22 protein-coding genes and 2 tRNA genes are annotated in these 25521 nt (G+C 64.8%); 16 read left to right on the top strand and 8 right to left on the bottom strand.

Annotation, left to right across the window (positions count from 1 at the left end):
- Positions 1-47 precede the first annotated feature (47 nt).
- From OX462_RS04675 to OX462_RS04665, 3 genes are all read right to left on the bottom strand, one after another.
- Positions 48-1328 (bottom strand): TRAP transporter large permease, encoded by a 1281-nt coding sequence (locus OX462_RS04675; protein WP_070223052.1) that lies wholly within the window; start codon positions 1326-1328, stop codon positions 48-50.
- Positions 1325-1897, bottom strand: coding sequence for a TRAP transporter small permease (locus tag OX462_RS04670; protein ID WP_070312269.1), 573 nt, complete (start codon positions 1895-1897; stop codon positions 1325-1327). The genes OX462_RS04675 and OX462_RS04670 overlap by 4 nt, the downstream gene beginning before the upstream one ends.
- A 119-nt stretch (positions 1898-2016) precedes the next feature.
- Positions 2017-3009 carry a TRAP transporter substrate-binding protein gene (locus tag OX462_RS04665; RefSeq protein ID WP_409028728.1) on the bottom strand — a complete coding sequence of 331 codons (993 nt, stop codon included), beginning with the start codon at positions 3007-3009 and terminating at the stop codon, positions 2017-2019.
- Positions 3010-3145: 136 nt separating this feature from the next.
- Here OX462_RS04665 and OX462_RS04660 point away from each other — a divergent pair, with 136 nt between their 5' ends.
- Positions 3146-5170, top strand: a complete 2025-nt coding sequence (locus OX462_RS04660; protein WP_070287727.1) for a sensor histidine kinase — start codon at positions 3146-3148, stop codon at positions 5168-5170.
- A gap of 26 nt (positions 5171-5196) precedes the next feature.
- A complete protein-coding gene (locus tag OX462_RS04655) occupies positions 5197-5781 on the top strand; it encodes a response regulator transcription factor (protein ID WP_070287725.1) in 585 nt (194 codons plus the stop codon).
- A gap of 95 nt (positions 5782-5876) precedes the next feature.
- Here OX462_RS04655 and OX462_RS04650 read toward each other — a convergent pair whose 3' ends face one another.
- Both OX462_RS04650 and OX462_RS04645 read right to left on the bottom strand, forming a co-directional pair.
- Positions 5877-6704, bottom strand: a complete 828-nt coding sequence (locus tag OX462_RS04650) for a siderophore-interacting protein (RefSeq protein WP_409027884.1) — start codon at positions 6702-6704, stop codon at positions 5877-5879.
- Between the two features lie 22 nt (positions 6705-6726).
- On the bottom strand, positions 6727-7278 hold the full coding sequence (locus OX462_RS04645; protein ID WP_409027883.1) for a PadR family transcriptional regulator: 552 nt from the start codon (positions 7276-7278) through the stop codon (positions 6727-6729).
- 242 nt (positions 7279-7520) lie between these two features.
- On the opposite strand from OX462_RS04645, the gene OX462_RS04640 reads away from it, so the two are divergent.
- Positions 7521-7865, top strand: coding sequence for a DUF3052 family protein (locus OX462_RS04640; protein WP_230502195.1), 345 nt, complete (start codon positions 7521-7523; stop codon positions 7863-7865).
- Between the two features lie 6 nt (positions 7866-7871).
- Here the strand turns inward: OX462_RS04640 and queG are convergent, their stop codons facing one another.
- The gene (gene queG, locus OX462_RS04635) at positions 7872-8963 is read right to left on the bottom strand and encodes a tRNA epoxyqueuosine(34) reductase QueG (RefSeq protein ID WP_409027882.1); all 1092 of its coding nucleotides are present in this window, start codon (positions 8961-8963) and stop codon (positions 7872-7874) included.
- A gap of 78 nt (positions 8964-9041) precedes the next feature.
- On the opposite strand from queG, the gene tsaE reads away from it, so the two are divergent.
- From tsaE to OX462_RS04620, 3 genes are read left to right on the top strand one after another with little or no spacing between them, the layout of a single operon-like run.
- Positions 9042-9530: a tRNA (adenosine(37)-N6)-threonylcarbamoyltransferase complex ATPase subunit type 1 TsaE gene (gene tsaE / locus OX462_RS04630; RefSeq protein WP_070312279.1), complete on the top strand. Its 489-nt coding sequence runs from the start codon at positions 9042-9044 to the stop codon at positions 9528-9530.
- On the top strand, positions 9494-10891 hold the full coding sequence (locus OX462_RS04625; RefSeq protein ID WP_070223035.1) for an N-acetylmuramoyl-L-alanine amidase: 1398 nt from the start codon (positions 9494-9496) through the stop codon (positions 10889-10891). Before tsaE ends, OX462_RS04625 begins: the two co-directional genes overlap by 37 nt.
- Positions 10892-10905: 14 nt before the next feature.
- Positions 10906-11742: a D-hexose-6-phosphate mutarotase gene (locus tag OX462_RS04620; RefSeq protein WP_409027881.1), complete on the top strand. Its 837-nt coding sequence runs from the start codon at positions 10906-10908 to the stop codon at positions 11740-11742.
- 98 nt (positions 11743-11840) lie between these two features.
- Here the strand turns inward: OX462_RS04620 and OX462_RS04615 are convergent, their stop codons facing one another.
- Both OX462_RS04615 and OX462_RS04610 read right to left on the bottom strand, forming a co-directional pair.
- Positions 11841-12821 (bottom strand): carbonic anhydrase, encoded by a 981-nt coding sequence (locus OX462_RS04615; RefSeq protein ID WP_409027880.1) that lies wholly within the window; start codon positions 12819-12821, stop codon positions 11841-11843.
- 208 nt (positions 12822-13029) lie between these two features.
- Positions 13030-13680 (bottom strand): VTT domain-containing protein, encoded by a 651-nt coding sequence (locus OX462_RS04610; RefSeq protein WP_070223029.1) that lies wholly within the window; start codon positions 13678-13680, stop codon positions 13030-13032.
- Between the two features lie 248 nt (positions 13681-13928).
- Between OX462_RS04610 and OX462_RS04605 the strand changes: the two genes are divergently transcribed.
- The 10 genes from OX462_RS04605 to OX462_RS04560 all read left to right on the top strand — a co-directional run bounded on the left by OX462_RS04605 (position 13929) and on the right by OX462_RS04560 (position 25490).
- A complete protein-coding gene (locus OX462_RS04605; protein WP_409027879.1) occupies positions 13929-14867 on the top strand; it encodes a peptidylprolyl isomerase in 939 nt (312 codons plus the stop codon).
- 143 nt (positions 14868-15010) lie between these two features.
- Entirely contained in the window at positions 15011-16924 is a 1914-nt protein-coding gene (gene mutL / locus OX462_RS04600; protein WP_409027878.1) for a DNA mismatch repair endonuclease MutL, read from the top strand.
- 99 nt (positions 16925-17023) lie between these two features.
- Complete coding sequence (gene miaA / locus OX462_RS04595; protein ID WP_409027877.1) at positions 17024-17971, top strand: tRNA (adenosine(37)-N6)-dimethylallyltransferase MiaA; 948 nt, start codon at positions 17024-17026, stop codon at positions 17969-17971.
- A 227-nt stretch (positions 17972-18198) separates the two neighbouring features.
- Positions 18199-18275: transfer RNA gene (locus OX462_RS04590), tRNA-Met, on the top strand.
- Between the two features lie 59 nt (positions 18276-18334).
- Positions 18335-18411: transfer RNA gene (locus tag OX462_RS04585), tRNA-Met, on the top strand.
- A gap of 180 nt (positions 18412-18591) precedes the next feature.
- On the top strand, positions 18592-19119 hold the full coding sequence (locus OX462_RS04580) for a sigma-70 family RNA polymerase sigma factor (protein WP_070223020.1): 528 nt from the start codon (positions 18592-18594) through the stop codon (positions 19117-19119).
- Positions 19116-20120 (top strand): FecR family protein, encoded by a 1005-nt coding sequence (locus tag OX462_RS04575; RefSeq protein ID WP_070300266.1) that lies wholly within the window; start codon positions 19116-19118, stop codon positions 20118-20120. The genes OX462_RS04580 and OX462_RS04575 overlap by 4 nt, the downstream gene beginning before the upstream one ends.
- Before the next feature lie 73 nt (positions 20121-20193).
- Positions 20194-22668, top strand: a complete 2475-nt coding sequence (locus OX462_RS04570; RefSeq protein WP_409027876.1) for a TonB-dependent siderophore receptor — start codon at positions 20194-20196, stop codon at positions 22666-22668.
- A 161-nt stretch (positions 22669-22829) separates the two neighbouring features.
- Positions 22830-23849, top strand: coding sequence for a LacI family DNA-binding transcriptional regulator (locus OX462_RS04565; RefSeq protein WP_121670411.1), 1020 nt, complete (start codon positions 22830-22832; stop codon positions 23847-23849).
- Positions 23850-24089: 240 nt separating this feature from the next.
- Positions 24090-25490 carry an alkaline phosphatase family protein gene (locus OX462_RS04560; RefSeq protein ID WP_070220788.1) on the top strand — a complete coding sequence of 467 codons (1401 nt, stop codon included), beginning with the start codon at positions 24090-24092 and terminating at the stop codon, positions 25488-25490.
- Positions 25491-25521 lie beyond the last annotated feature (31 nt).

Raw genomic sequence — 25521 nt, 5'->3', positions numbered from 1 at the left:
TGTTCGGCAGGATCGACTTTTTTTGCACCATGAAGGGGACAACTGTTTTAGTTGTAAATTAAATTTGGCAGCCACAGCGAGATTTGTGGTACGTAGGTAATCAAGCCCAGGAAGGCCAGCATCGTCAGCAGCCACGGCATCACGGCCACGGTCAGCTCCGAGATGCCCATCTTGGTGATGCCGGACGCCACGTACAGGTTCAAGCCCACGGGCGGATGGCACATGCCCACTTCCATGTTGACCACGATCAGGATGCCGAAGTGCACGGGATCGATGCCCAGCTTCATGGCGACGGGGAACAGGATCGGCGCCATGATCAGCACGATCGACGACGGTTCCATGACGTTACCAGCCAACAACAACAGTACGTTGACCACCAGCAAGAAGCTGATCACGCCCAGGCCCTTGCCCGTGATCCATTCGGCCATCGCCTGCGGGATGTTTTCGCTGGTCATCAGGAACGAGAACAGCACGGCATTGGTGATGATGTACAACAGCATCGCCGACATGGCGGCCGAATCGAGCAAGACCTTGCCCACTTGCTTGATCTTCAAGTCCTTGTAGACGAAGACGGCGATGATGAAGGCGTACACGGCAGCCATGGCGGCCGCTTCCGTGGGCGTAAACGCGCCCGAATAGATGCCGCCCATGACGATGACGATCAAGAGCAGGCCCCAGGCGCTTTTCTTGAACGTGACGAAGCGCTCGCCCCAGCTGGCCTTCTGCATGCGCGGATAGTTGTGCTTGCGCGCCAAGAACCACGTGGTCAGGCCCAGCAGCATGGCCAGCATCATGCCGGGAATCACGCCCGCCATGAACAGCTTGCCCACGGACGTGTTCGTGCTGACGGAATACATCACCATCACGATCGAGGGCGGGATCAGGATGCCCAGCGCGCCCGAAGTCGTGATGACGCCGGCGCCGAAACCGCGCGGATAGCCCTGCTTGACCATGGCCGGCAGGATGATGGAGCCGATCGCCACCACGGTGGCGGGGCTGGAGCCGGAGACGGCGGCAAACAGCGCGCACGCCATCACGCCGGCCAGCGCCAGGCCGCCGTGCCAGTGGCCGACCATGGAGCTGGCGAAGTTGATCATGCGCCGCGCCACCCCGCCATGCGTGAGGAAGTTACCCGCCAAAATGAAGAACGGGATGGCCATGATTTCGAATTTCTCGATGCCCGTGAAGATCTTCAGGGCCACCGATTCGATGGGCACGCTGGTCATGGTGAACAGGAACGTCAATACCGTCAGGCCCAGCGAGATGGAGATCGGCATGCCGGTCAGCATCAGTGCCAGCAGCAGCACAAAAATAATCAGCGCGTTCATGCCTTGGCTCCTTTTTCTTCCGCCGTCAGTTCATCTTCCAGGCCCTCGACGTGCGAGTGGTCGTGTTTCGGCAAGGCGCCCGTCTTGATGAAATGCACCATCACCTGCAGGAAACGGAAGCACATCAGGTAAGAACCGAGCGGCACGGCCAGGTAGACCAGCCACATCGGTATTTCCATGTCGGCCGAAGTCTGGTCCGTGTGGCCGATCGACCACACGAAGCTGGCGCCCAGGGTGCCCACGATACCGGTAAACAGGGCGCCGGCGCCCAGGCCGAAGACGATGAAACGGTCGCGCCAGCGCGGGTTCATGCGGTTGATCAGGACGTCGACGCCCACGTGGATGCCCGTGCGCACGCCATACGCGGCGCCGAACTTGGCCATCCAGACGAACATGTAGATGCACAGTTCCTGGGCCCAGCTGGTATTGATTTGAATCAGGAAGTCTTGCAGGCCCGGAATCGGCAAGCCTGCCAGGTAGCGGTGCACGACCGCGACGAAGATGATGAAGGTGGCGGCGCCCATCAGGGACGCGATCAGCCACTCTTCCAGGTGATCCAGAAATTTCATGGTGGACTTTCAATGAATGCGGGTACACGGACTCCCGCGCAGGACGCGCAGGAGTCACTCAAGCCAGTGGCAGGGAAGACCCTGCCCGGCGCACCAGGCGGTGCGCTACAGCAAGTTGCTTACTTCGCGCTTTCCTTGTTGATGGCCGAGATCAGATCCTTGCCGATGCGCCCTTCCATGGCTTTCTGCACGGGCGCCAGCGCCTTGCGCCACTCGGCCTGTTCCTGCACCGTCAGCGTATAGATCTGGGTCTTGCCCGCTTTCTTGATGGCGTCGAGGGCCTGATCGTTGTCGCGCTGGGCGATGGCTTTTTCAAACGTGGTCGCCTCGCGCATGGCTTTTTCCAGCTGCGTGCGGATATCAGGCGGCAAGCCATCCCAGAATTTCTTGTTGACGATGACGGCATAGCCCAGGTAGCCGTGGTTGGACACGGTCACGTGCTTTTGCACTTCATGCATCTTTTGCGTGTACATATTCGATGGCGGATTTTCCGTGCCGTCAACCACGCCCGTCTGCAGCGCCTGATACACTTCCGAGAAGGCCAGCACTTGCGGGTTGGCGCCCAGCGCGCGCATCTGCGCATCGAGTACCTTCGACGACTGGATGCGCATTTTCAGGCCCTTGAAGTCGGCCGGGGTATGCAGCGGCTTGTTGGCCGACATCACCTTGAAGCCATTGTCCCAGTAGGCCAGGCCCGTGATACCCTTGGGTTCGAGTTTTTTCAGCAGGCTCTTGCCGATTTCACCTTCGGTGACGTTGTACAACGCCGTCTTGGCGGGGAAGATGTAGGGCAGGTCGAACGCTTCGAATTCCTTCACGCCCAGCGGGCCGAACTTGGCCAGCGACGGCGCCAGCATCTGCACGGCGCCCAGCTGCAGGGCTTCGAGTTCTTCCTTGTCCTTGTACAGCTGGCTGTTCGGGTACAGTTCGACCTTGACCTTGCCATTCGTGGCTTTTTCGGCCAGCTGCTTGAAACGTTCGGCGGCCTGGCCTTTTGGCGTGTCCGTGGCCACGACGTGGCTGAACTTGATGACGATGGGGGCTTGCGCGTAAGCGTGGACGCCGGCGGTGGCGCCGATGGCCGCGCACAGCGCGACGAACATGGTTTTCATCTGCATTTTTGTCTCCTGAATGGTGTTTAGAAAAACTTTATTATTTGTCTACTTGAATATTGTGCCAAAGAAACTGCCTCGGCTATTGTGGTTAACCACAATAGCCGGTTCCCGATAAGCCGCTACCCTGCCAGCCATGCCGACTCCCCCCACCCTTGCGCGCCGCTTCAAGCTATCGAGTCCGATGCGCTGGCTGCTGCCCGTCATCCTGCTGCTGCTGTTCCTGTCCATCCTGTTCTGGCTACCCTGGCAGGCACGCCAGATGGAAAGCAACGAGCGCCAGGAGCAGCTGATCGCCGATACGCTGTGGGTGGAGCAGACCATCCGCTTCCAGCTGGCGCGCAACGAGGAAAGCCTGTTCAACCTGGGCGTGGACATCGCCAGCGGCTCCCTGTCGGCGGAAAAAGTGCACGAACGGCTGCAGCAGATGCTGCGCAATGGCCGCGAATTGCAGCGCGTGCTGTGGCTCGATACCAACGGCAAGGTGCTGGCCACCAGCGACAACAATCTGCCGCACGCCCTGTCGTTTGCGCCGGCCTCGCTGACGGCGGCCGACAATGCGCGCCGCCTGCACCGGGGCCAATACGCCCAGCCTTCGCAGCAGACGGGCTTTCCCGATGCGCCGCCGGGCGCCATGCTGATGGATTACCACCAGCCCCTGTTCGATGGTCAGCGCTATGTCGGCAGCCTGGTGGCCACCTATCAGATCAGCAGCCTGCTCGATGAAATGGTGCCGTGGTGGTTTGCGCAGGATAACCAGATTTCGCTGATCGACCGCGACGACAAGGTGCTGGCGCGGCGCGCCGCCGCCGGCCCCGGCCACGGCGTGTACACGCACAAGCGCGCGCTCGACGTGCCCGGCGCCACCATCACCCTGTTTACCGACAGCGTGAAAAGCCAGCCCAAGCTGCTGCCCAATCTGCTGGTCGGCTCCGTCATCGCCCTGTCGCTGGGTTTGCTGTGGAGCTTGCTGGCCCTGTGGCGCCACATCTCGCGCCGCCTGGTGGCTGAAGGCGCGCTGCGCCAGCAGATGCTGTTCCGCACGGCGATGGAAAACTCGCTGGTGACGGGCATGCGCGCGCGCGACCTGGAAGGCCGCGTCACCTACGTGAATCCCGCGTTTTGCCAGATCGTCGGCTATCCGCCCGAGGAAATCCTGGGCCGTTTGCCGCCCATGCCCTACTGGGTGCCGGAGGCGCTGGAGGAATACCAGCAGCGCTTCGTCAAGGCCCTGGCCGGCAATCCCACGCCGCAGTTCGAAACCTATTTCCAGCGCCCGGACGGCACGCGCGTGCCCGTGCTGATCTTCGAAGCGCCGCTGGTGGACAAGAATGGCCAGCAGACGGGCTGGATGGGTTCCGTGCTCGACATCTCGGACCGCAAGCGCGTCGAGGAGCTCAATCGCCAGCAGCAGGAAAAGCTGCAAACGAGCTCGCGCCTGGCCACCATGGGCGAGCTGGCGTCGATGCTGGCGCATGAACTGAACCAGCCGCTGGCGGCCATTTCCAGCTACACGACAGGGGCCTTGAATTTGATCCGCCGCGCCATCGAGCATGACGCCCCCGTCGATCCGGGCACCCTGAAGCCGGCGCTGGAACAGGCCAGCGCGCAGGCGCAGCGGGCCGGCCAGATCATCCGCAGCGTGCACGATTTCGTGCGCAAGAGCGAACCGCAGCGCCAGGATATCGCCCTGCGCACCCTGATCGACGGCATCCGCGCGCTGATCGACCTGCAGGCGCGCAAATACTATGTCACCATCCAGGAAGAGCTGCCGCCGGACCTGCCGCTGCTGCGCGCCGACCCCGTGATGATCGAGCAAGTGCTGCTGAACCTGACGCGCAACGCCATCGAAGCCATGCAGGATGCGGCGCCCGGACGGCGTATCATGCGTCTGCGGGCCAGCCACGACGCGCAGCAAGGCATGGTGACGGTGGACGTGATCGACCATGGCCACGGCATCCCGGTGGACGTGGCCGAGCGGCTGTTTTCGCCGTTTTTCTCGACCAAGTCCGAAGGCATGGGCATGGGCCTGAACATCTGCCGCACTGCCATCGAATTTCACGGCGGCGCGCTGACCTTCGGCGCCAACCCCGCTGGCGGTACCATCTTTACCTTCAGCGTGCCGGCCGCGCCGCGCGCCGCACCAGGCAATAACGCATAACGAATAACCGACAAGCCGGAGACACCATGCTACACATCATCGACGACGAAGAAGTCGTGCGCGACTCCCTCTCCTGGCTGGCCGCCTCGCGCAGCATCGAGGCGCGCAGCTACGCCAGCGCCCAGCAATTTCTCGATAGCCTGGACGGCGGCTTCGACGCCGCCGGCGACTGCGTGCTGCTCGACGTGCGCATGCCCGACATGAACGGCATCGCCCTGTTCGACCAGCTGGTCAAGCGCGACCTGACGGCGCGCCTGCCCGTGATTTTCCTCACCGGCCACGGCGACGTGCCGATGGCCGTCGACAGCCTGAAACGGGGCGCCTTCGATTTCTTTGAAAAGCCGTTCAACGACAACGACCTGATGGACCGCGTGCAGCAGGGCCTGGCCAACTCGCGCCAGGCGGGCGAACTGGCCGCCGTGCACGCGCGCCTGGCCACCCTGTCGACGCGCGAACGCGAAGTGCTGGACCTGATTTTGGCGGGCAAGATGAACAAGGTGGTGGCCGACAAGCTGGGCATCAGCATGCGCACCGTGGAAGTCCACCGCGCGCATATCTTCGACAAGATGCAGGTCAAGACGGCGGTGGAGCTGGCGGGGTTGTTGAAGTAATGGCGGTAACGTTGGATTACGCCGTATATTGCAACGTAGGTCGGCGTAGGTCGGGTTAGCGCAAAGCGCGTAACCCGACACCACCATCACCACCATCACGCATCGTGATGCTCATGGTGCTCCGCCGCCCCATGCTTCCAGTAACTGGCCACATGCAGATGCTGCTTCAGCACCCCGGCGTCAATAAAATGCCCGCGCAAACCCTGCACCTGCGCATGCTCGCACGCCACCCACACGTAGCCGTCGCCCTCTGACGGCAGCGCGATCTGGCGCAAGGCGTCGAGCAGCAGCGGGCCCTGGCGGCCATTGCGCGCCACCCAGCGCACGTCCAGCTGCGCCGCGCACTCGAGCGCGATCTGCTCGCCGTCTTCGACGATCTCGATCACGGCGATGGCCCGCGCCGTGGCCGGCAGCTGCTCCAGGCGGCGGGCGATGGCCGGCAAGGCCGTCTGGTCGCCCACCAGCACATACCAGTCGAAGTCGAGCGGCACCAGCATCGAGCCGCGCGGCCCGCCCACGCCCAGGGTCTGGCCGGGCGCCGCTTGCGCCGCCCAGCTGGCTGCGGGGCCATCGCCATGCAGCACGAAGTCGATTTCCAGCTCGCGCCGTTCGGCGTCGTAGCGGCGCGGCGTGTAATTGCGGGCGATGGGGCGCGGCCCTTCCGCATACTCGATGGGATTGGCGCCATTGCCCAGTACGGGGAACACGGGCGTGGTCTGACCCGGGGCGGGGAAGAACAGTTTCACGTGGTCGTCGTGCGCGGGCGAGACGAAGCCGTCCAGGTCGTCGCCCGCCAGCGTGATGCGGCGCATGTGCGGCGTCAGCTGTTCGGTGCGCACGACGGTGAGCACGCGCAGTTTCAAGTCATGCCGCACGCGCTCGATGGCATGCGGGCGTGGGATTGCAGGTGAGGCAGTAGTCATTGCTTGTCCTTGTAAAGTGGGCTCAGTGGCCGTCGACGATGGCGTTCGCCGCCTGCTCCAGCACGGCGGACACGCGCTCGGCTTCCGCTTCGCTCCAGCTGGTCTTGTTCAGCAACAGCGCATGCTTGAGGGTGTGCATGGCCTGGCGCACGCGCTCGGGCAAGGCGTTGCGTGCCTGGACGCGGGCAAACATGTCGAGGCGGGCCAGGATGCCGTCCACCTGGGCGCGGTTCTCGTCGAGATAGGCGCGCCCCAGCTCCGTGATCGTGTAGAGCTTCTTGCCGCTGGCGCTTTCGGAGGACGTCACATGGTCCTGCTCTTCCAGCAAGGTCAAGGTCGGATACACGGCCCCGGGGCTGGGGGCATACGCGCCGCCGCAACGCTCTTCGATGGCCTTGATGATTTCGTAGCCGTGACGGGGGCTGATTTCGATCAGCGCCAGCACGATCAGCGGCAGATCGCCGCGGCCGAAGACGCGCTCGGCCCGTTCGCCGCGCCCGCCCCGGCCACCGGGGCCGCCATGGCCCATGCCGTCGCCGCGCTCGTCGAAGCCGCGCGGGCCGCGGCCGTGCATGAAGTATTCGTGATGGTGTTCGTGGCGATGCCCGCCTTGATGGTGATGGTGATGCTGGCCGCAATGGCCGTGTTCTGCGTGGTGTGAGTTTCTCATGTTTTCTCTTTAAAGATATATCGTTAGTAGGTATCGCTATTTTATAACGATATATCGATAAGTCAAGGAGAAATTTGCTATGCTCGTCTTTTCCCAATCGACACGCCGATGCCATGCCTGAAAAAACTGTTGCTGAGAAAATGGTTGTGAAAAATGCCAGAGCCCTGGCCGTGCTCAATGACGGCGGCGAGCATGCCGCCCTGCTGGCGCAGTTGCCGGCCGAACGGCGGGTGAGCGAAGGAGAGAACGCCGACTGGCTACTGCTGTTCGCGCGCAGCCGCGCGGAACTGGAGCAGTTCCTGCCGGCGGCGCAGGCGCGGCTGGCGCCGGGCGGCGCGGTCTGGGTGGCCTACCGCAAGGGTGGCATCAAGGCGGGCAGCGATATCCACCGCGACGATATTCGCCTGTATGCGCAGGCAACAGGTCTCGACAGCGTGGCGATGATCGCCATCGACAGCGAGTGGTCGGCGCTGCGCCTGAAGCAGGTTTAAAAAACGCTAGGCGATGCCGTGCAGCGCCAGCGCCCATTCGACGTGTTCGCGCACGATGGCCGACGGATGCGCGCGGCGCGACAGCAGGGCCGCGACGATGTCGGCCTGGCCCCGGGCCTTGGCGGCCGCGTTGCCCATGCCGACGGCCAGGTTGCGCAGCCAGCGTTCGTGGCCGATGCGGCGGATCGCGCTGCCTTCCATGCGGCGGTTGAATTCCTCTTCCGTCCAGGCGAACAGCTCCACCATGCCGGCGCTGCCCAGGCTGTGGCGCTCGTCGAAGTCGGGCACGACGGCGCGCTGGGCGAACTTGTTCCACGGGCAGACGGTCTGGCAATCGTCGCAGCCGTACACCTTGTTGCCGATCAGGGGGCGCATCTCGACGGGAATCGCGCCCTTCAGCTCAATCGTCAGGTAGGAGATGCAGCGCCGCGCGTCGAGCTGGTACGGCCCCAGGATGGCTTGCGTCGGGCACACCGTGATGCACGCCGAGCACTGGCCGCAGCGCGGGGTCTCGGGCGGGTCGACGGGCAGCGGCACGTCGATGAGGATCTCGCCGAGGAAAAAGAAGGAACCGCCCTGGCGGTTGATCAGCAAAGTGTGCTTGCCGCGCCAGCCCAAGCCGCCTTTTTGCGCCAGCTCGACTTCCATCACGGGCGCCGAATCGCTGAAGACGCGGTAGCCGAAATCGCCGATCGCGCCCTTGATGCGGTCGGCCAGCTGCTGCAGGCGCGAACGCATCACCTTGTGATAGTCGCGGCCCCGCGCATACACGGAGATCACGGCCGCCGCAGGGTCGGCGTCGCGCGCCGCCTCGTGTGCGCGCCAGTCGGGGCCCAGCGCCGGCGGCAGGTAGTTCATGCGCGCGCTGATGGCACGCACCGTGCCCGGCACCAGTTCGGCCGGGCGCGCGCGCTTCATGCCGTGGCTGGCCATGTAATCCATTTCGCCGTGATACCCTGCATCGAGCCAGGCCTGCAACGGTGCTTCCATGTGCGACAGGTCCACGTCGGCGATGCGCACCTCGGCAAAACCCAGCTCGCGCCCCCATTCCTTGATGGTGCGCGCCAGGACGGCGAGATCGGTGGTGGTGGCGGACATAGGGGACTTTACGGAAAACGGCAGGCGCGCGGGCGGTTACAATGACAGCAGCCTCCATTTTATGCGATACGGAAGATCATGACCGAACACTTCACAGCCCACCTCCACGACGAAGCCGGCACCGCCGCGCTGGGCGCCGCGCTGGCGCGCGCGCTGGCGCCGGGCCTGGCGATCTACCTGCACGGCGACCTGGGCGCCGGCAAGACGGCCCTCACGCGCGCCCTGCTGCACGCGGCCGGCCACGCGGGCCACGTCAAAAGCCCCACCTACACCTTGTCCGAACCGTACACGGTGCGGCTCGACGGCCAGAGCGTCAACGTCATCCACTTCGACCTGTACCGCATGGGCAGTGCCGAGGAATTCCTCGACGCGGGCTTTCGCGAAGACTTCGACGGCCGCAATATCTGCATCGTCGAATGGCCGGAGAAAGCCGAACCGGTGCTGCCGCCGGCCGACCTGAATATTTATTTGAACGTTGCGGGTACAGGACGTGATGTAGAATTGCAAGCGTCTTCTGAATTGGGTCTGTCATGCCTTCACCGTCTCAAATTCGCCCCGAACCTTTGATCTCCTCGCCCATCACCCGGCGCACGGTGCTCAAGGCCGGCGGCACCCTGCTGTTGTCCGTGTTCGCGCCCATGTCGGCGATGGCGGCGCAAATTCTCGCCGTGCGCGTCTGGCCGGCCGAGGACTACACCCGCGTCACCCTGGAAAACGACAGCATCCTCAAGGCGACCCACTTCATCGTCAAGGATCCGGAACGGCTGGTGGTCGACATCGAAGGGCTGGAACTCAATCCCACCTTGAAGGGCCTGGTGGCGAAGATCCAGTCGAACGACCCGTACATCAAGCAGGTGCGCGTGGGCCAGAACCGCCCCAATGTCGTGCGCCTCGTGTTCGATCTGAAAGAGGAAGTCACGCCGCAGCTGTTTACCCTGCCGCCGGCCGGCTCCTACAACCACCGCCTGATCTTCGACCTGTATCCCGTGCGCGAGCCGGACCTGATCGCGCAGATGATCGAAAAGGGCGACTGGTCGAGCGACCCCGCCAAGCCGCCTATGGCCGACACGCATACGCCGCCGCCCGCGCTGCCGCTGCCCGAGAGCGGCAAGCCGCCCGTGGCCGCCGTGACGCCGCCGGCGCCCACCGTGCCGCCCGTGCCCGAACTGCGTCCGGAACAGCGCCCCGAAGCGCGCCCCCTGCCGGGCCAGAAAGTGGTGCGCATGATTACCATCGCGCTCGATCCCGGTCACGGCGGCGAAGACCCTGGCGCCATGGGCAGCCGGGGCAGCCGCGAAAAAGACGTGGTGCTGGCCATCGCCAAGCGCCTCAAGACCAAGCTGGAATTGCAGCCGAACATGCGCGTCATGCTCACGCGCGACGCCGACTTCTTCGTCCCGCTGGGCATGCGCGTGGAAAAGGCGCGCAAGGTGCAGGCCGACCTGTTCGTCTCGATCCACGCCGACGCCTTCATCCAGCCGACGGCGCGCGGCTCGTCCGTCTTCGTGCTGTCCGAAAAGGGCGCCACCTCGACGGCCGCGCGCTGGCTGGCCAACAAGGAAAACCAGGCCGACCTGATCGGCGGCGTGAACGTGAAGAACCACGACAAGCAGCTGGCCAGCGTGCTGCTCGACCTGTCGACGACGGCGCAGATCAATGACAGCATGAAGCTGGGCAAGGCCGTGCTGCGCGAAATCGGCGGCATCAACCGCCTGCACAAGGGTTCCGTCGAGCAGGCCGGCTTCGCCGTGCTCAAAGCGCCGGACATCCCGTCCATCCTGATCGAGACGGCCTTCATCTCGAATCCGGAGGAAGAAGCCAAGCTGACCGACAACGGCTACCAGGACCAGATGGCCGACGCCATCGTCACGGGCATCAAGAATTATTTTGCGAAGAATCCGCCGCTGGCGAAAAGCCGTTTGACCTGACATGAAAGCCTAGCATGAGCAACAGCACCTTTGGCCAGCTGCCGGCCGTGACCATCCGCGCCGCCGATGGCGCGCAGGCGACCGTCACCCTGTACGGCGGCCACCTGGTCTCGTGGCAAACCAGCGATGGCCAGGAGCGCCTGTTCTGCAGCCGCGATTCCGCCCTCGACGGCAGCCGCGCCATCCGGGGCGGCGTGCCCGTGATCTTCCCCCAGTTCGGCGCGCGCGGCACGGGCATGCGCCACGGCTTTGCGCGCGTGGCGACCTGGCAGCTGGAATCGACGGGCGACGCCAATGGCGACGCGTGGGCGCAATTCATCCTGCGGCACACGGACCTGCCGGAGGCGATCGCCGCCAGCTGGCCATGGGCCTTCAGCCTGCGCCTGCGCGTGGCGGTGCAAGGCCAATCGCTGGAACTGCACCTGTCCGTGCACAACACGGGCGAACAGGCGTTTCCGTTCTCGGCCGCCCTGCACAGCTATTTTGCGATCGATCGATTGAGCGAGGCCCGCGTTGGCGGCCTGCAGCGCGTGCGCTATTCGGATGAGACGCCGCAAGATGCCTTGCAGGCGGAAGAGGAGTTGCAATTTTCGGACAAGCTGGACCGCATCTATTACCAGTTGCCGGGCGCCCTGACCCTGCAGTCCGGCGGCCACACCTTGCGCCTGGAGCAGCAGGGCTTCACGGATGCCGTCGTGTGGAACCCCGGCGCGCAGGACGCGGCCGCCCTGCCCGACCTGGGCGACGACGAGTACCAGCGCTTCATCTGCATCGAGCCTGCCCTGATCCAGCCCGACCTGCTGGCCGCCGGCGCCGAATGGACCGGCCGCCAGCGCCTCGAATTTATGTAAGAGTGACTGAAAAAGTCCAGGGCTAGGCGCCTTGCCGAAGGCAGTACGCATGTACGACGAGGCATGGCAACAACGCCATGGGCTTTTTTCAGGCGCTCTTAGTTTGATTCCTTGATGATGCGTCCGTTACCGGATTGCACCGGGCGCGCATTGAGCGGATACAAACGGCTGAACAGCGCCATCTGCGCCGGCGACGCCTGCACCGGCTGCTTCATCACCAGCCACAGCACGCCCTCGCTGCACGGCGGCGAAGTCAGCGATCCCATATACGTGTAGTAGTCGCGCCGCGCCGGCAGCATCTCGGCGGGATCGAGCAGGATGGTCGGCTGCATGGTGTCGAATTTTTCCAGCGGCAGGTTGTTCCATACGGTCTGGATGGTCGCTTGCGGCGCGCCCCGCTCCAGCAGCAGCGCCAGCACCGCCAGCCGGCCTTCCGCATCGCGGTGCACCAGGTGCACCACCATTTCGAATGCCTTGCCATTGATGCGCTCTTCGGACGGACGGTGGAAATGGAATTGCTGCAGCTCGAACATGCGGTTCTGCACCGTGATGTAATTGCCGCCGCTCACGCCCACCTGCACCGTGTGGCCATTGTCGACCACATTGAACGACGACGGGTGGTAGTCAAAGCTGATCTGCTCGAGCTCGACCTTCATGCCATCGCGGATATCGATCGGCGACTGGCGGTTGCCATTGCCGCACTTGGCCCAGTCGACATTGATCTTGCTCCAGTTGGCCGGACCACTCTCCCCCTCGTACGACCAGTGCGTACCGCGCGCCACGGGCGGCGGTGGCGGCGCCGCCGCCTTCACCACGGCGGCGCGCTTGGCGCGGGCGGCGGCGCGGGCCGCCTGGGTGGCGCGCATTTCCGCCAGGCGCGCCGCGATGCGTTCGGACAGGTCGACTTCGGCCGCTTCTTCCTTCTCGCGCGCCGTGGGCGCGACGACGACAGGCGCCTTGGCCTCCTTGCCCTTCACCGATTCGGTCAGGGTTTTCATGGCGGCCGCGCGCGCCGACGCCGACATGGGCGCGGAGGCGGCCGCGCTCGCCGAAGCGGGGGCATCTTTGGCGCTTGCCATGGCCGCCATCGCGGCAAGGCTGCAAGCTAACAGGGCGCTCAAATGTCGCATGGAAATCCAGAAAGTGAGAATACCTTCTGGTTTACGGCTGGAAAGCAACAAAACTTGAATCAGCGCAGGCGTAATACAGAAACAACGGAGAGAAAAACGGGATCCGGGGCCGGCTGCGGGCTGTGCCGCAGCGCGCTTGCCCCGGATCCATGCGGCCTTAGGCCGACTTGCCGACCATGCGCTTGTAGAGTTTCCACAAGCCGCCCAGTACCACCGGCACGACCGCGGCGCCGACACCGATCAGCACGATCAAGGTCAGGTGGTCGCGGATCCACGGAATATTGCCGAAGAAGTAGCCCGCCGTCACCAGACCGACCACCCACAACAGGGCGCCCGTCACGTTGTACATCTGGAAGCGCGCATGCGTCATGTCGGAAATGCCGGCCACGAACGGGGCGAAGGTGCGCACCACCGGCACGAAACGGGCCAGGATGATGGTCTTGCCGCCGTGCTTTTCAAAGAATTCATGCGTGCGGCGCATGGCATCCTTGTTGATCCAGCGGTAATCGTGGGTAAACACCCTTTGCCCGATGGCCTCGCCTATCCAGTAATTGAGCGTGTTGCCCGTGACGGCGGCCGTCACCAACAAGGCGATCAGCAAGCCCAGGTGCATCTGTCCCGTCGCGCAAAACGCGCCGGCGATAAACAATAAGGTATCCCCAGGGAAGAAAAACAGCACCACGAGGCCTGTCTCGCAAAAAATAATGGCAAACAGCACCGCATACACGAGAGTACCGTACTGCTCGATCAAGAGGCCCAGCGTCTTGTCGACATGCACGATCATGTCGAGGAATTGCACAAAATCCATATATTTTTCCCTAAAGGTAGCGGCGGAATCATACACCACCCGGCCAGCGCAACGGCAGTCCCCGGGCCGATATTTCGTGATTAATTCGGCAGCGCCCTTGGCGATGTGGCATTTTAAGTAAAGGTTAAGGAAACGCCATATCGGCAGGCAACTGTCAGGATTGCCATCTGCAATGTTTTTACAGCGAAATATTGCCATTCCGGTATACACTTTCTCCACGGCGCAACCCGCGCCCACCAGGAGAAAACATGTATCGACACCCATTGAGCGGCCTGACCATGGCCACCGTACTGGGCCTTGCACATCTGACGGCCCACGCGGCCCCTGTCCAGATCAAGGCGCCCGCCGAACTGCCCGCCAAGGCAACCTTGGCCGACGTGATCAAGGCCTCGAAACCGTCCGACTGGCGTGCGCTGGACCCGGACAACACCCTGTACCTGGACATTCCCGCCGGCCGCGTGGTGATCGAACTGGCGCCCGACTTCGCACCGAAGCACGTGGCCAACATCAAGGCCCTGGTGGCCGAACAGTATTACGACGGCCTGGCCATCACGCGCGCGCAGGACAACTGGGTGGCGCAGTGGGGCGATCCGAACGAGAAAAATCCCAAGCCCATCCAGCACGCCCAGCGCACCCTGCCCGGCGAATTCACCGTGCCATTGAAAAACGTCAAGAGCTTCACGCGTCTGCCGGACGTCGACGGCTATGCGCCGCAGGTCGGCCATTCGAACGGTTTTCCATCCGCGCGCGACCCGAAGACCGGCACGGCCTGGCTCACGCATTGCTATGCCACCGTGGGCGTGGGCCGCGACAGCGCCAGCGACAGCGGCGGCGGCACCGAGCTGTACGCCGTCATCGGCCAGTCGCCGCGCCACCTGGACCGCGACATCACGGTCGTCGGCCGGGTCGTCTCCGGCATGCCATTGCTGTCCACCCTGCCGCGCGGCACGGCGCCCATGGGCTTTTACGACAGCCCCGAGAAAAACGTGCCGATCAAGTCCATCCGCCTGGCCGCCAGCGTGCCACCGGAACAGCGCGTGAACCTGGAAGTGATGCGCACCGACAGCGCCGCCTACCAGGCCGTGCTGGAAGCCCAGCGCCATCGCGGCGGCCCATGGAGCAAGGTCACGGCCGGCCACGTCGACCTGTGCAATGCGCCGATACCGGTGCGGGAGGTGGCGAAGTAAATATGGATCAAGGCTGGGGTCAGACCCCCGGGTACGTTAGCGCCAAATTTTGTGTTAACGGTGTTGAGGGTCTGACCCCAAGTACGTTGGCGCTACGCTTTGCGTAGGCGGCGTTGCGGGTCTGACCCCGGTATAATTAAGGCATGAACGCTCCCATCACGCCCCACCGCCCGATCCAGGCCCTGCCTGACCAGTTGATTTCGCAAATCGCCGCCGGCGAGGTGGTCGAGCGGCCGTCGGCCGTGGTCAAGGAGCTGCTGGAAAACGCGCTCGACTCGGGCGCCACGCAGATCACGGTGCGGCTGGAAGAAGGGGGCGTGAAACGCATCGCGATCACCGACAACGGGCGCGGCATCGACAAAGACCAGCTGCCGCTGGCCCTGGCGCGCCACGCCACCTCGAAGATCGCATCGCTGCACGACCTGGAAAACGTCGGCACCCTGGGCTTCCGGGGCGAGGCACTGGCCTCGATCGCCTCGGTGGCCGCCGTCACCGTGACCTCGCGCACGATGGATGCGGCCCATGCGTGGGAAATCGTCGGCTCGCACAACGGCAGCGTGTCGCCGTCGTCGGGCGCGCACGGCACCACGGTCGACGTGCAGGACCTGTATTTCAACACGCCCGCGCGGCGCAAATTCCTCAAATCCGAGCAGACGGAGTACGGCCATTGCGCCGAAGTCGTGCGCCGCATCGCGCTGGCGCGGCCCGACGTGTCGTTCTCGCTGTCGCACAACGGCCGCACCATCGACCAGTGGAATATCAGCGAACTGGCCAAGCGCAGCGCCCACATCCTGGGCAACGACTTCGCCGAAGCGCGCCTGGCGCTGGACGAGTCGGCCGGCAGCCTGCGCATTCACGGCTTTGCCGGCTTGCCGACGGCGTCGAAGGCGCGCGCCGACGGCCAGTTCTTTTACGTCAACGGGCGCTTCGTGCGCGACAAGCTGCTCGTGCACGCCGTGCGCATGGCGTATCAAGACGTGCTGCACGGCGACCGCTTCCCGTCGTACGTGCTGGCGCTCGACCTCGACCCGGCCCTGGTCGACGTCAACGTGCACCCGTCGAAGATCGAAGTACGCTTCCGCGACAGCCGCTCCGTGCACCAGTTCGTCTTCCACGCGGTGCAGCGCGCGCTGGCGCAGACATCGGCCACGGCCTTCGGCAGCGTGCCGGCACCGCTGCCGGCAGCCTCCACCCTGGGCGGCGGCGACGCCGGCTCAGCTAATGGCGGCCCCGGCATCTGGCGCCGCGAGCAGACGCAGACCTCGTTCGGCGCGCAATTTACGAATACCTTCGCGCCCGCCTCGCCCGGCGCGGCCCGCCCCTTCTTTGCCGACGCGCCAGGCGTGGCCCAGGACACGGCGGCCTACGGCGCCCTGTTCGGCGGCGGCGCAGGTGCCGCCAACTCGCCGGTCACGCAGGCGGAGCCCTACATCGCCTCGCCCGAAGCGATGGCGCGCGAAGAATATCCGCTGGGCTTTGCCCTGGCCCAGCTGCACGGCATCTACATCCTGGCGCAGAACACCAAGGGCCTGGTGCTGGTCGACATGCACGCGGCGCACGAGCGCATCCTGTACGAACAGCTGAAAAACGCGCTGCAGGCCCAGGTCTCCGGCCAGGACATGCAGGTGCAATCCTTGCTGATCCCCGTGACGTTCTATGCGGACGCCATCGAAGTGTCGACGGCGAATGAAAACCAGGACACCTTGAAAGCGCTGGGCTTCGACATCGCCGCCCTGTCGCCCACCACCCTGGCCGTGCGCTCCGTGCCGACCCTGCTCAAGAACGCCGACGCGCAAACCCTGGCGCGCGACGTGCTGCGCGACGTGCGCGAATACGGCGGCTCGCGCGTGCTGATCGAGCGCCAGAACGAATTGCTGGGCACCCTGGCCTGCCACACAGCCGTGCGCGCCAACCGGATCTTGTCGGTGCAAGAGATGAACGCCCTGCTGCGCCAGATGGAGAGCACGGAACGCGCCGACCAGTGCAACCATGGCCGGCCCACCTGGGTGCAGGTCGAGATCAACGCGCTAGACAAGCTGTTCCTGCGCGGCCAGTAGGTCGGATTAGCGCAAGCGTAATCCGACACTGCAGCGGCGGCATCACGTCGGCTTACGCTTGCGCTAAGCCGACCTACGCACCACCTTACACGAGTCAACATGCAAAACACCCCACATCTCCCCCTGGCCGTCGCCATCATGGGCCCCACGGCCAGCGGCAAGACGGCCAGTGCGCTGGCCATCGCGCAAGCCATCCCGTCCGAGATCATTTCCGTCGATTCCGCCCTCGTCTACCGGGGCATGGATATCGGCACGGCCAAGCCGTCGCAAGAAGAACTGGCCCAGGTACCGCATCATCTGATCGACATCATCGACCCGCTCGATGCGTATTCCGTGGCCCAGTTCCGCAACGATACCCTGCGTCTGGTGGCGGACATCTCCGCGCGCGGCAAGCTGCCGCTGCTCGTCGGCGGCACCATGCTGTACTTCAAGGGCCTGGCCGATGGCCTCGACGACTTGCCCGGCGCCGATCCGGTGCTGCGCGCCCGGCTGGAAGAAGACGCGGCCGCCATCGGCTGGCCCGCCATGCATGCGCGCCTGGCCGAGCAGGACCCCGTCACGGCCGCGCGCCTGGCGCCGCAGGATGCGCAGCGCATCGGCCGCGCGCTGGAAATCATCGCCCTGTCCGGCCAGCCCATGTCGGCCCTGCTGGACCGCCGCGAAAAGACCGTGCTGCCATTTCAATTGCAATCGTTCGCGCTGGAGCCGTCCGACCGCGCCGTGCTGCACGCGCGCATCGCCACGCGCTTCGACCTGATGCTGAAAAACGACGCCCTGCTCGATGAAGTGGAGCAGCTGCGCCGGCGCGGCGACCTGCACCCGGGCCTGCCCTCGATGCGCTGCGTGGGCTACCGCCAGGCCTGGGAATACCTCGACGGCCGCATCGACCGCGCCGCGCTGCGCGAGACCGGCATCATCGCCACGCGCCAGCTGGCCAAGCGGCAGCTGACATGGCTGCGCTCGATGCCGGAACGCGTCGTCATCGATTGCCTGGGAGCTGATCCGGCCAATGCCATGCTGGCACAAATCGCCCCTTTGCTGACATAAGCGTCGCCACACAACAACTGGCCAAGCGCTAGGCTCGACTTAGGTTACGCTCGATGCCGGAACGCATCGTCATCGATTGCCTGGGACGTGACCCGGCCGCGGCCATGCTGGCGCAGATTCAAGCGTTGCTGAAATAGCCATACAACAATCCACCACGAAAAACCCGCACATTTTTTTGCGCCAGCATTGACAAGGAAATCGGAAGACTGGATAATGCTCGGCTGTTGGGTGATATAGCTCAGTTGGTTAGAGCACAGCATTCATAATGCTGGGGTCGGTGGTTCAAGTCCACCTATCACCACCAAAGAACATCGATCAGGTTTCACCTGGTCAAAACCAGCATCCGGTCTGACCGGTCTGTTTGGTGATATAGCTCAGTTGGTTAGAGCACAGCATTCATAATGCTGGGGTCGGTGGTTCAAGTCCACCTATCACCACCAAGAATTTGCAGCATTGATGAACCCGCCCTGCCCCGTGCAGCGGCGGGTTTTTTCATTTCCGGCCGCCGCGCATGCGGCCTGCGCGCAACACCCGCCCCCTCCGCATGCAATCGGGGATTGTGGCGAGACGCCGCTGGCGCTTACAATGAGAATAATTCTCATTTATATTATTCATTCCCCATGTCCGCCATCCAACCCAGCCTGCAACAGCAAGTGCAGTCGCTTTACAGCGAGCATCATGGCTGGCTGGTGGGCTGGCTGCGCAAAAAGCTCAGCTGTCCGCATGGCGCGGCCGATGTGGCACAAGACACGTTCGTGCGCATCATCGCCTCGCGCGACGCCCTGTTCGGCATGCGCGAGCCGCGCGCCTATCTGTCCACCACGGCGAAGCGCTTGCTGCTCGACCGCGCGCGCCGGCAGGTACTTGAACGCAGCTACCTGGCGGAACTGGCCCTGCTGGCCGACAGCCTGCCCGGCGCGCCGTCGCCAGACGAGATCCTGATGGCAGTGCAGGCGCTCGGGCAGATCGCCACGGCGCTGGCCGGCTTGTCCGCCAGGGCGCGCGACGCCTTCTTGCTGCACTACCTGGAAGAGCAGCCGCAGGCCGCCGTCGCCGCGCAGCTGAACGTCTCCACGCGCATGGTGCAAAAATACCTGGTGCAAGCCTTGCTGGCCTGCCGCCACGCCTGCCCGGCCATGGCGGCATGAAGGGCGCGCGCACCGACGCGACAGCCGAACAGGCCGCGCAGTGGATCGTGCGCCTGAGCGCCGACGACCCGGCCGAGCGCGAACAGGCACGCTCCGGCTTCGCCGCATGGAAGGCGGCCGACCCGCTGCACGCGAACGCAGCGGCCGGCATGGAAAACCTGCTGCGCCAGTTGCACGCCGTGCGCGAGCCGGCCGGCGGCGACCATCGCCCCGCCCGGGCCGCCCTGGCCGCCATCTCCCCCGATCGCCCCCGCCAGCGCCTGCGCCAGCTGGCCGCCGCCAGTGCCGTCGCCATGCTGGTGCTGGGCACGGCCATGGTCGCCAGCGAGCGCCCCGCCTACCTGCTGGCCGACCTGCGCAGCCCCACAGGGCAATGGCAGTCGCACATCCTGGCCGACGGCAGCCGGATCACCCTGGCCGGCGGCAGCGCCGTCAACGTGCGCTTTACTGCGGGCGAGCGGCACGTGGAACTGGTGCGTGGCGACATCCTCGTCGACGTCGCCAAGGATGTGCAGCGCCCCTTCATCGTCGACAGCAGGCAGGCGGCGATCCGCGCGCTGGGCACGCGCTTTAGCGTGCGCCGGGAAGACGGCGCCACCATCCTGAACATGCTGGAGTCGACAGTATCGGCGCAGGTGCCGCAACATCCTGCCGTCGTGGTGCGGGCGGGCCAGCGCACGCGCATCACGGGCGATGGCGTCGGACCGCTAACAACCATCGATGCGGTCAGCGTGCAGCAAGCGTGGCACGCGCACCAGCTGGTGGTCGACGACCAGCCATTGGCCGAGGTGCTCGACGAGCTGGCGCGCCACCGTCCCGGCCAGCTGCATTACGACCGCGCGCAGATCGCCGGCATCCGCGTGGCGGCCGTGCTGCCGCTGGACGACACGGACAAGGCGCTGCAGCTGTTGATCGACAATTTCCCGCAACTGCGCATCCGCATGCTGACGCGCTACCTGGTGATGGTCGACGCGCCAAGCACTGGCACCGCAAAAAAATAATTTGCCACGCAGGTTCGTGTTGGCGCATCTCGCGCGTCAAGGCAGCTGAGATCATTCAAAAAAGGCTGTCACCATGTACGCTCAAGTCGTTGCCGTTTCCTCCCCGAACACCCTGCGCACGCGTCTGCGCCCGCTGGCCCTGGCGGCCATGCTGCTCGCTGGCGCCGCCCTGCATGCCCAGGCAGCCGCCCAGGCCGTGCCGGCGGTCGCCAGCTACGCCATTCCCGCCGGCCCGCTGGCCGGCGCCCTGAACCGCTATGCACAGCAGGCGGGCGTGTCCATCGTCATCGACGCGGCCAAGGTGCAGGGGCTGCAGACGGCCGGCCTGCAAGGCAGCTACGCCATCGACGACGGCTTCGCCATGCTGCTGCGCGGCAGCGGCTATGCCATCGGCAAGACGTCCACCGGCTATGTGCTGGTGGCCGCACCGGCGTCCGCCCCCACGGCGGCGGCAAGCTCCGCTTCGGCGGGCGAGCGCACCATGCCCTCGATTACCATCGTCGGCCAGGCCGAACAAGGCGCCACCACGGAAGGCAGCGGTTCCTACACGGCGCGCAAGCTCACCATCGGCAAGGGTGAACAGGCGATGAAGGACATCCCGCAATCGGTCAGCGTGCTGACGCGCCAGCGCCTGGACGACCAGGGCATCACGGACTTGCGCGAAGCTGTCAACAACGTCACCGGCGTGGTGGGCGTGCATGGCGTGGGCCCGGGCGTGGTCATCACGGCGCGCGGCTTCCAGATCGACCAATGGCAATACGACGGCGTGCCGATCGACCGCAACACCTATGCGCTGGGTAACTGGGGCCAGGAAAACATGGTCATCTACGACCGCCTGGAAGTGCTGCGCGGCGCTTCCAGCATGCTCGTTGGCACGGGCAGCCCCGGCGGTTCCGTCAACCTGGTGCGCAAGCGCCCGCTGGCCACACGCGCGATCACGCTGACGGGGCGCGCCGGTTCCTGGGACCACTATGGCGCCCAGGTCGACATCAGCAGCCCCCTGAACGCGGAAGCTACCCTGCGCGGACGCGCCATCGTCGACGAGGACGACAGCCACTCCTTCATCGACCAGGTATGGAGCAAGAGCCGCACCCTGTACGCGGCAATCGACTACGACCTGGCGCCCGCCACCACGGTCGGCCTGGCCGCCAGCCATGTCAAGGCCTACGGCCGCCCCACGTTCATCGGCCTGCCCCGCTACGTTGACGGCAGCGCACTGCCGCTGCCGCGCTCCACCTTCACGGGCGCCGACTGGAACCGCAGCCTGGTGGAACAAAGCACCGTCTACCTGGACCTGGAACACCACTTCAATACGCAATGGAGCCTGAAGGCCTCGGCGCTGGGCATGAATGAAAGCACCAGCTCCACGCACCAGCGCACGGCCTTCGCCATCAAACCCGACGGCAGCGGCGCGCGCTATGGCGACTTTTCCACCGATTTCGACAATCGCAAGCGCGGCATCGACGCTTTCGTGCGAGGCAAATTCGACGGCCTGGGCATCGCGCAGGAAGTCGTCGCCGGCGCCAGCTATGTCAGCATGACGTCGAACGACCGCTATGCGCGCGCGTGGGAAACGGGCGCGGATATCTTCAACATCAAGCACCATCGCCCGTGGCAGGACTTCGACAGCATCGCCGCGCGCGGCGTGAGCAGCTACAGCACCTACGACATGCGCCAGAAAGGGCTGTACGCCACCTGGAACGGCCAGCTGACGGGCAAGCTGAAAGCCCTGCTGGGCGGACGCTTCAGCTGGTACGACTTCCTGTATGCCACGCCGGACGGCTACCGCGACGCCACCCGCGCCACGGCCAGGTTCACGCCATCGGTGGGCCTGATCTATGCATTGACGCCGCAATGGTCGGCCTACGCCAGCTATGCGGACGTGTTCCAGCCGCAGACGAACCACGACGTGGCCGGCCGCACCCTCAAGCCGATCACGGGCAGCAGCTACGAAGGCGGCATCAAGGGTGAACTGGTGGATGGCAAGGTCAACACTTCGCTGGCCGTATTCCGCTATGACCACAAGGACCGCGCCGTCACCGACTACGCTGCCGGTTTCGCCTGCGACGGCTGGTACTGCTCGCGCGCCTCGGGCAAGGTGCGCAGCCAGGGCCTGGAAGCGGAAGTGTCGGGCGAAGTGGCGCGCGGCCTGCAGCTGTCGGCCGGCTATGCCTACACGACGACGACCTACCTCGACGATCCGGACAACAAGGGCCAGGTCTTTTCGACGTGGACGCCGAAGCACATGCTGCGCCTTTGGTCCAGCTATACCCTGCCCGGCGCGTGGGACAAGTTCAGCGTGGGCGCCGGCACCAGCCTGCAAAGCCATACGGTCGATACCGAACGCACGTTCAAGGTTGCCGGTTTCTCGATCTGGAATGCACGCCTGGGCTGGCAAGCCACGCCGCAAGTGGCCCTGTCGGTCAACGTCAACAATCTGTTCGACAAGCGCTACATCATCCCGGCCTACAACACCACCGGGTCGAACAACTATTATGGCGACCCGCGCAACGTGCAGTTCACCCTGAAGTACACGCCGAAGTGGTAGGACGATTGAAAAGCTGAGGGCCGGCATGCCGGCCGCGCCGCGTGACTGATAGTGCCACCGGCATTCAGTTCGCGCCGCGGCCGGGATTTTCGGCTAAGATGATGGCGCGGCGTTGCGCCGCACCGCATCGTGCATCGGCCTCTCAATCATCTACACCGTCAATGGAACAAAAAGACAAGTCCTGGGTCACTTCGGTGGACGTCGCCAAACGGGCCGGCGTCTCGCGCTCCGCCGTCTCGCGCACATTCACGCCCGGCGCCAGCGTGGCGCCCGAAACGCGGGCCCGCGTGATGGAAGCGGCGCAGTCGCTGGGCTACCAGGTCAACATCCTGGCGCGCAGCATGAACCAGGGGCAAAGCAATCTGGTGGGCGTCGTCATCACGGGCTTCACGGACCCGTTCCGCGTGGCCCTGCTGGGCGAAGTCACGCGCAGCCTGAGCGAACATGCGCTGGTGCCGCTGCTGATGAATGCGGAAGATCCCGAACGCCTCAGCGAATTGCTGCGCATCCTCCTCAGCTACAAGATTTCCGGCGTCATCATGACGTCAGGCTCGCCGCCGTCCGCCGTGGCGACGGAATACCTGCAGCGGCAAGTACCGGTGGCCATGATCAACCGCGCGCGCGACCTGAAGGGCGTGGACGTGGTCAACAGCGACAACCGCCATGGCGGCGAACTGGCGGCCAGCACCCTGCTCGACAGCGGCGCCAAACGGCTGGCCTTCGTCAACACGCGCGCCAGCAGTTTCAGCGGCATCGCGCGCGGCAAGGCCTTCCTCGACCACCTGGCGCCGGCCGTGGCGAAGAAGCGCTGCACGGCCGGCGAATACCTGGCCGACGCCATCGGCTACCAGGCGGGCCAGGAAGCGGCCGACGCCCTGCTCGCCTCGGGCAAGCTGCCCGACGGCGTCTTTTGCGCCACCGACCTGATCGCCTGCGGCTTCATCGACGCGGCGCGCAGCAAGTACGGCATCGACGTGCCCGCGCAATTGCAGGTGATCGGCTTCGACGACATTCCCATGGCGGCGCTCGACGCCTACCAGCTGACCACCATCCGCCAGGATGCGGGCGACTTGGCGCGCCGCGCCGTCAAGAGCCTGGTCGAGCGCATGGAAAAATTCGCCATGCCGGGCCGCCTGAAGGAAGTCCCCGTCACGCTGGTGCGGCGCGGCACGACGCGCTAAGCGACTCAATACGGCAGATGGCGCAACGCCGTCTGCCCGCCCCCACCGCCCCGCAGCGCCCGCCGTTCCCCGTTTTCCACACTTTTTCATCCTCCGCCTGTACTTGTTGACATCGAAAAAAATCCGGGTTACTGTTTGCACACGCGTGCTGCACACGTGTGCAACTTCTTCAAAAAGCCTGTTCTGGCCATACCACTAAAAAAAGCGCCCCGTCCACGGAGGCGTATCAAGGAGACCATTATGTTGAACCACGTTCTAAGAATCGCCCTGTTCGGCGCCGGGGCCATCGGCCTGGCGGCCTGCACCACCCCCGCCGGCATGCAGCACAATACGGCTGCCAGTGCCGCCGCCGATCCGAAGCTGGCGAAGATCGGCCAGATCGTCGTCGTGTACATGGAAAACCGCAGCTTCGACCACCTGTTCGGTACCTTCCCCGGCGCCGACGGCATCGCCAATGGCCGCTCGCCGGACACCACCACGCAGACCGGTCCCGACGGCAAGCCCTATGCGATGCTGCCCGCCGTGGCGCTCGACAAGGGCGGCCTGGACCAGCGCTTCAAGGGCGACATCGCCAACGCGCCCTTCCACATGGAGCCGAGCGTGTCGCTGGGCGACAAGACGGCCAGTCCCGTGCACGCATTCTGGACGCACAAGCGCCAGATCAACGACGGCAAGAACGACCGCTTCGTCGTCGAGGGCAACACGGGCGCCCTGCCCATGGGCTATTTCGACGGCAGCAAGCTCAAACTGTGGGCCCTGGCGCAGCGCTACACCCTGGCCGACCGCTTTTTCCAGTCCGCCTATGGCGGCTCCTTCCTCAACCACATGTGGCTGACCTGCGCCTGCACGCCCGTGTTCCCGAACGCGCCCAAGTCCATCGTCGCCCAGGATGAGCGCGGCACGGGCCACAAGAAGGGCGAGGAAGCGGAAGTGACGCAGGACGGCTACGCCGTCAACACCATGCAGGGCCCGCTGCTGTTCGACCCGACCAAGAAGCAGACCTTCCTGCCGCCGCAAACCATGCCCACCATCGGCGACCGCCTGACGGACAAGGGCATATCCTGGGTCTATTATGCGGACGGTTACGACATCGCCGTCGCCTCGACCAAGTCGGGCAAGAAGGCCGACGATTTCTCGTATCACCACCAGCCGTTCACCTACTTCAAGCGCTTCATCGACAGCCCGCAGCAGCGCGCCACGCACCTGAAGGACCGCTCCGACATGATCGCCGACGTCCAGGCGGGCAAGCTGCCGCCCGTCTCGTTCTACAAGCCCATGGGCAAGAAGAACATGCATCCGGGGATGGACAAATCGAGCGTGGCGGCCGGCGACGACGAGGGCGTGGCCATCATCAACGCCATCATGGAAGGCCCGCAATGGAAGGATACCGTCATCATCGTCACCACCGATGAAAACGGCGGCTTCTGGGACCACGTGGCGCCGCCCAAAGGCGACCGCTTCGGCCCGGCCACGCGCATCCCCGCCCTCGTCATCTCGCCGTTCAGCGAAGGCGGGCATATCGACCATACCGAGTATGAAACCGTGTCGATCCTGAAGTTCATCGAGGAACGCCATGGCCTGGCGCCATTGAGCGAGCGCGATGCGCGCGCCAACAGCCTGGCCAAGGCCCTCAAGCTCTAAATTCCACCATCCTGCCTGTCTTCCCTGGGTG

It is taken from the genome of Janthinobacterium aestuarii, assembly GCF_046113285.1.
In the GTDB taxonomy this organism is placed as follows: domain Bacteria; phylum Pseudomonadota; class Gammaproteobacteria; order Burkholderiales; family Burkholderiaceae_D; genus Janthinobacterium.
The sequence above is the reverse complement of the archived record's forward strand: the minus strand, read 5'-3'. Positions and strand labels throughout refer to the sequence as shown.

What these genes read in the sequence shown, in the direction of transcription:
- OX462_RS04610 (WP_070223029.1), bottom strand. Translation starts at nt 13,680, where the DNA reads ATGGATTTTGTGCAATTCCTCGACATGATCGTGCATGTCGACAAGACG.
- OX462_RS04580 (WP_070223020.1), top strand. Translation starts at nt 18,592, where the DNA reads ATGTCCGCCATCCAACCCAGCCTGCAACAGCAAGTGCAGTCGCTTTAC.
- OX462_RS04665 (WP_409028728.1), bottom strand. Translation starts at nt 3,009, where the DNA reads ATGAAAACCATGTTCGTCGCGCTGTGCGCGGCCATCGGCGCCACCGCC.
- queG (WP_409027882.1), bottom strand. Translation starts at nt 8,963, where the DNA reads ATGTCCGCCACCACCACCGATCTCGCCGTCCTGGCGCGCACCATCAAG.
- OX462_RS04575 (WP_070300266.1), top strand. Translation starts at nt 19,116, where the DNA reads ATGAAGGGCGCGCGCACCGACGCGACAGCCGAACAGGCCGCGCAGTGG.
- OX462_RS04670 (WP_070312269.1), bottom strand. Translation starts at nt 1,897, where the DNA reads ATGAAATTTCTGGATCACCTGGAAGAGTGGCTGATCGCGTCCCTGATG.
- OX462_RS04620 (WP_409027881.1), top strand. Translation starts at nt 10,906, where the DNA reads ATGAGCAACAGCACCTTTGGCCAGCTGCCGGCCGTGACCATCCGCGCC.
- OX462_RS04645 (WP_409027883.1), bottom strand. Translation starts at nt 7,278, where the DNA reads ATGCACGGCCGCGGCCCGCGCGGCTTCGACGAGCGCGGCGACGGCATG.
- OX462_RS04660 (WP_070287727.1), top strand. Translation starts at nt 3,146, where the DNA reads ATGCCGACTCCCCCCACCCTTGCGCGCCGCTTCAAGCTATCGAGTCCG.
- OX462_RS04655 (WP_070287725.1), top strand. Translation starts at nt 5,197, where the DNA reads ATGCTACACATCATCGACGACGAAGAAGTCGTGCGCGACTCCCTCTCC.
- OX462_RS04605 (WP_409027879.1), top strand. Translation starts at nt 13,929, where the DNA reads ATGTATCGACACCCATTGAGCGGCCTGACCATGGCCACCGTACTGGGC.
- OX462_RS04565 (WP_121670411.1), top strand. Translation starts at nt 22,830, where the DNA reads ATGGAACAAAAAGACAAGTCCTGGGTCACTTCGGTGGACGTCGCCAAA.
- OX462_RS04560 (WP_070220788.1), top strand. Translation starts at nt 24,090, where the DNA reads ATGTTGAACCACGTTCTAAGAATCGCCCTGTTCGGCGCCGGGGCCATC.
- miaA (WP_409027877.1), top strand. Translation starts at nt 17,024, where the DNA reads ATGCAAAACACCCCACATCTCCCCCTGGCCGTCGCCATCATGGGCCCC.
- OX462_RS04570 (WP_409027876.1), top strand. Translation starts at nt 20,194, where the DNA reads ATGTACGCTCAAGTCGTTGCCGTTTCCTCCCCGAACACCCTGCGCACG.
- mutL (WP_409027878.1), top strand. Translation starts at nt 15,011, where the DNA reads ATGAACGCTCCCATCACGCCCCACCGCCCGATCCAGGCCCTGCCTGAC.
- OX462_RS04615 (WP_409027880.1), bottom strand. Translation starts at nt 12,821, where the DNA reads ATGGCAAGCGCCAAAGATGCCCCCGCTTCGGCGAGCGCGGCCGCCTCC.
- tsaE (WP_070312279.1), top strand. Translation starts at nt 9,042, where the DNA reads ATGACCGAACACTTCACAGCCCACCTCCACGACGAAGCCGGCACCGCC.
- OX462_RS04675 (WP_070223052.1), bottom strand. Translation starts at nt 1,328, where the DNA reads ATGAACGCGCTGATTATTTTTGTGCTGCTGCTGGCACTGATGCTGACC.
- OX462_RS04650 (WP_409027884.1), bottom strand. Translation starts at nt 6,704, where the DNA reads ATGACTACTGCCTCACCTGCAATCCCACGCCCGCATGCCATCGAGCGC.
- OX462_RS04625 (WP_070223035.1), top strand. Translation starts at nt 9,494, where the DNA reads ATGCCTTCACCGTCTCAAATTCGCCCCGAACCTTTGATCTCCTCGCCC.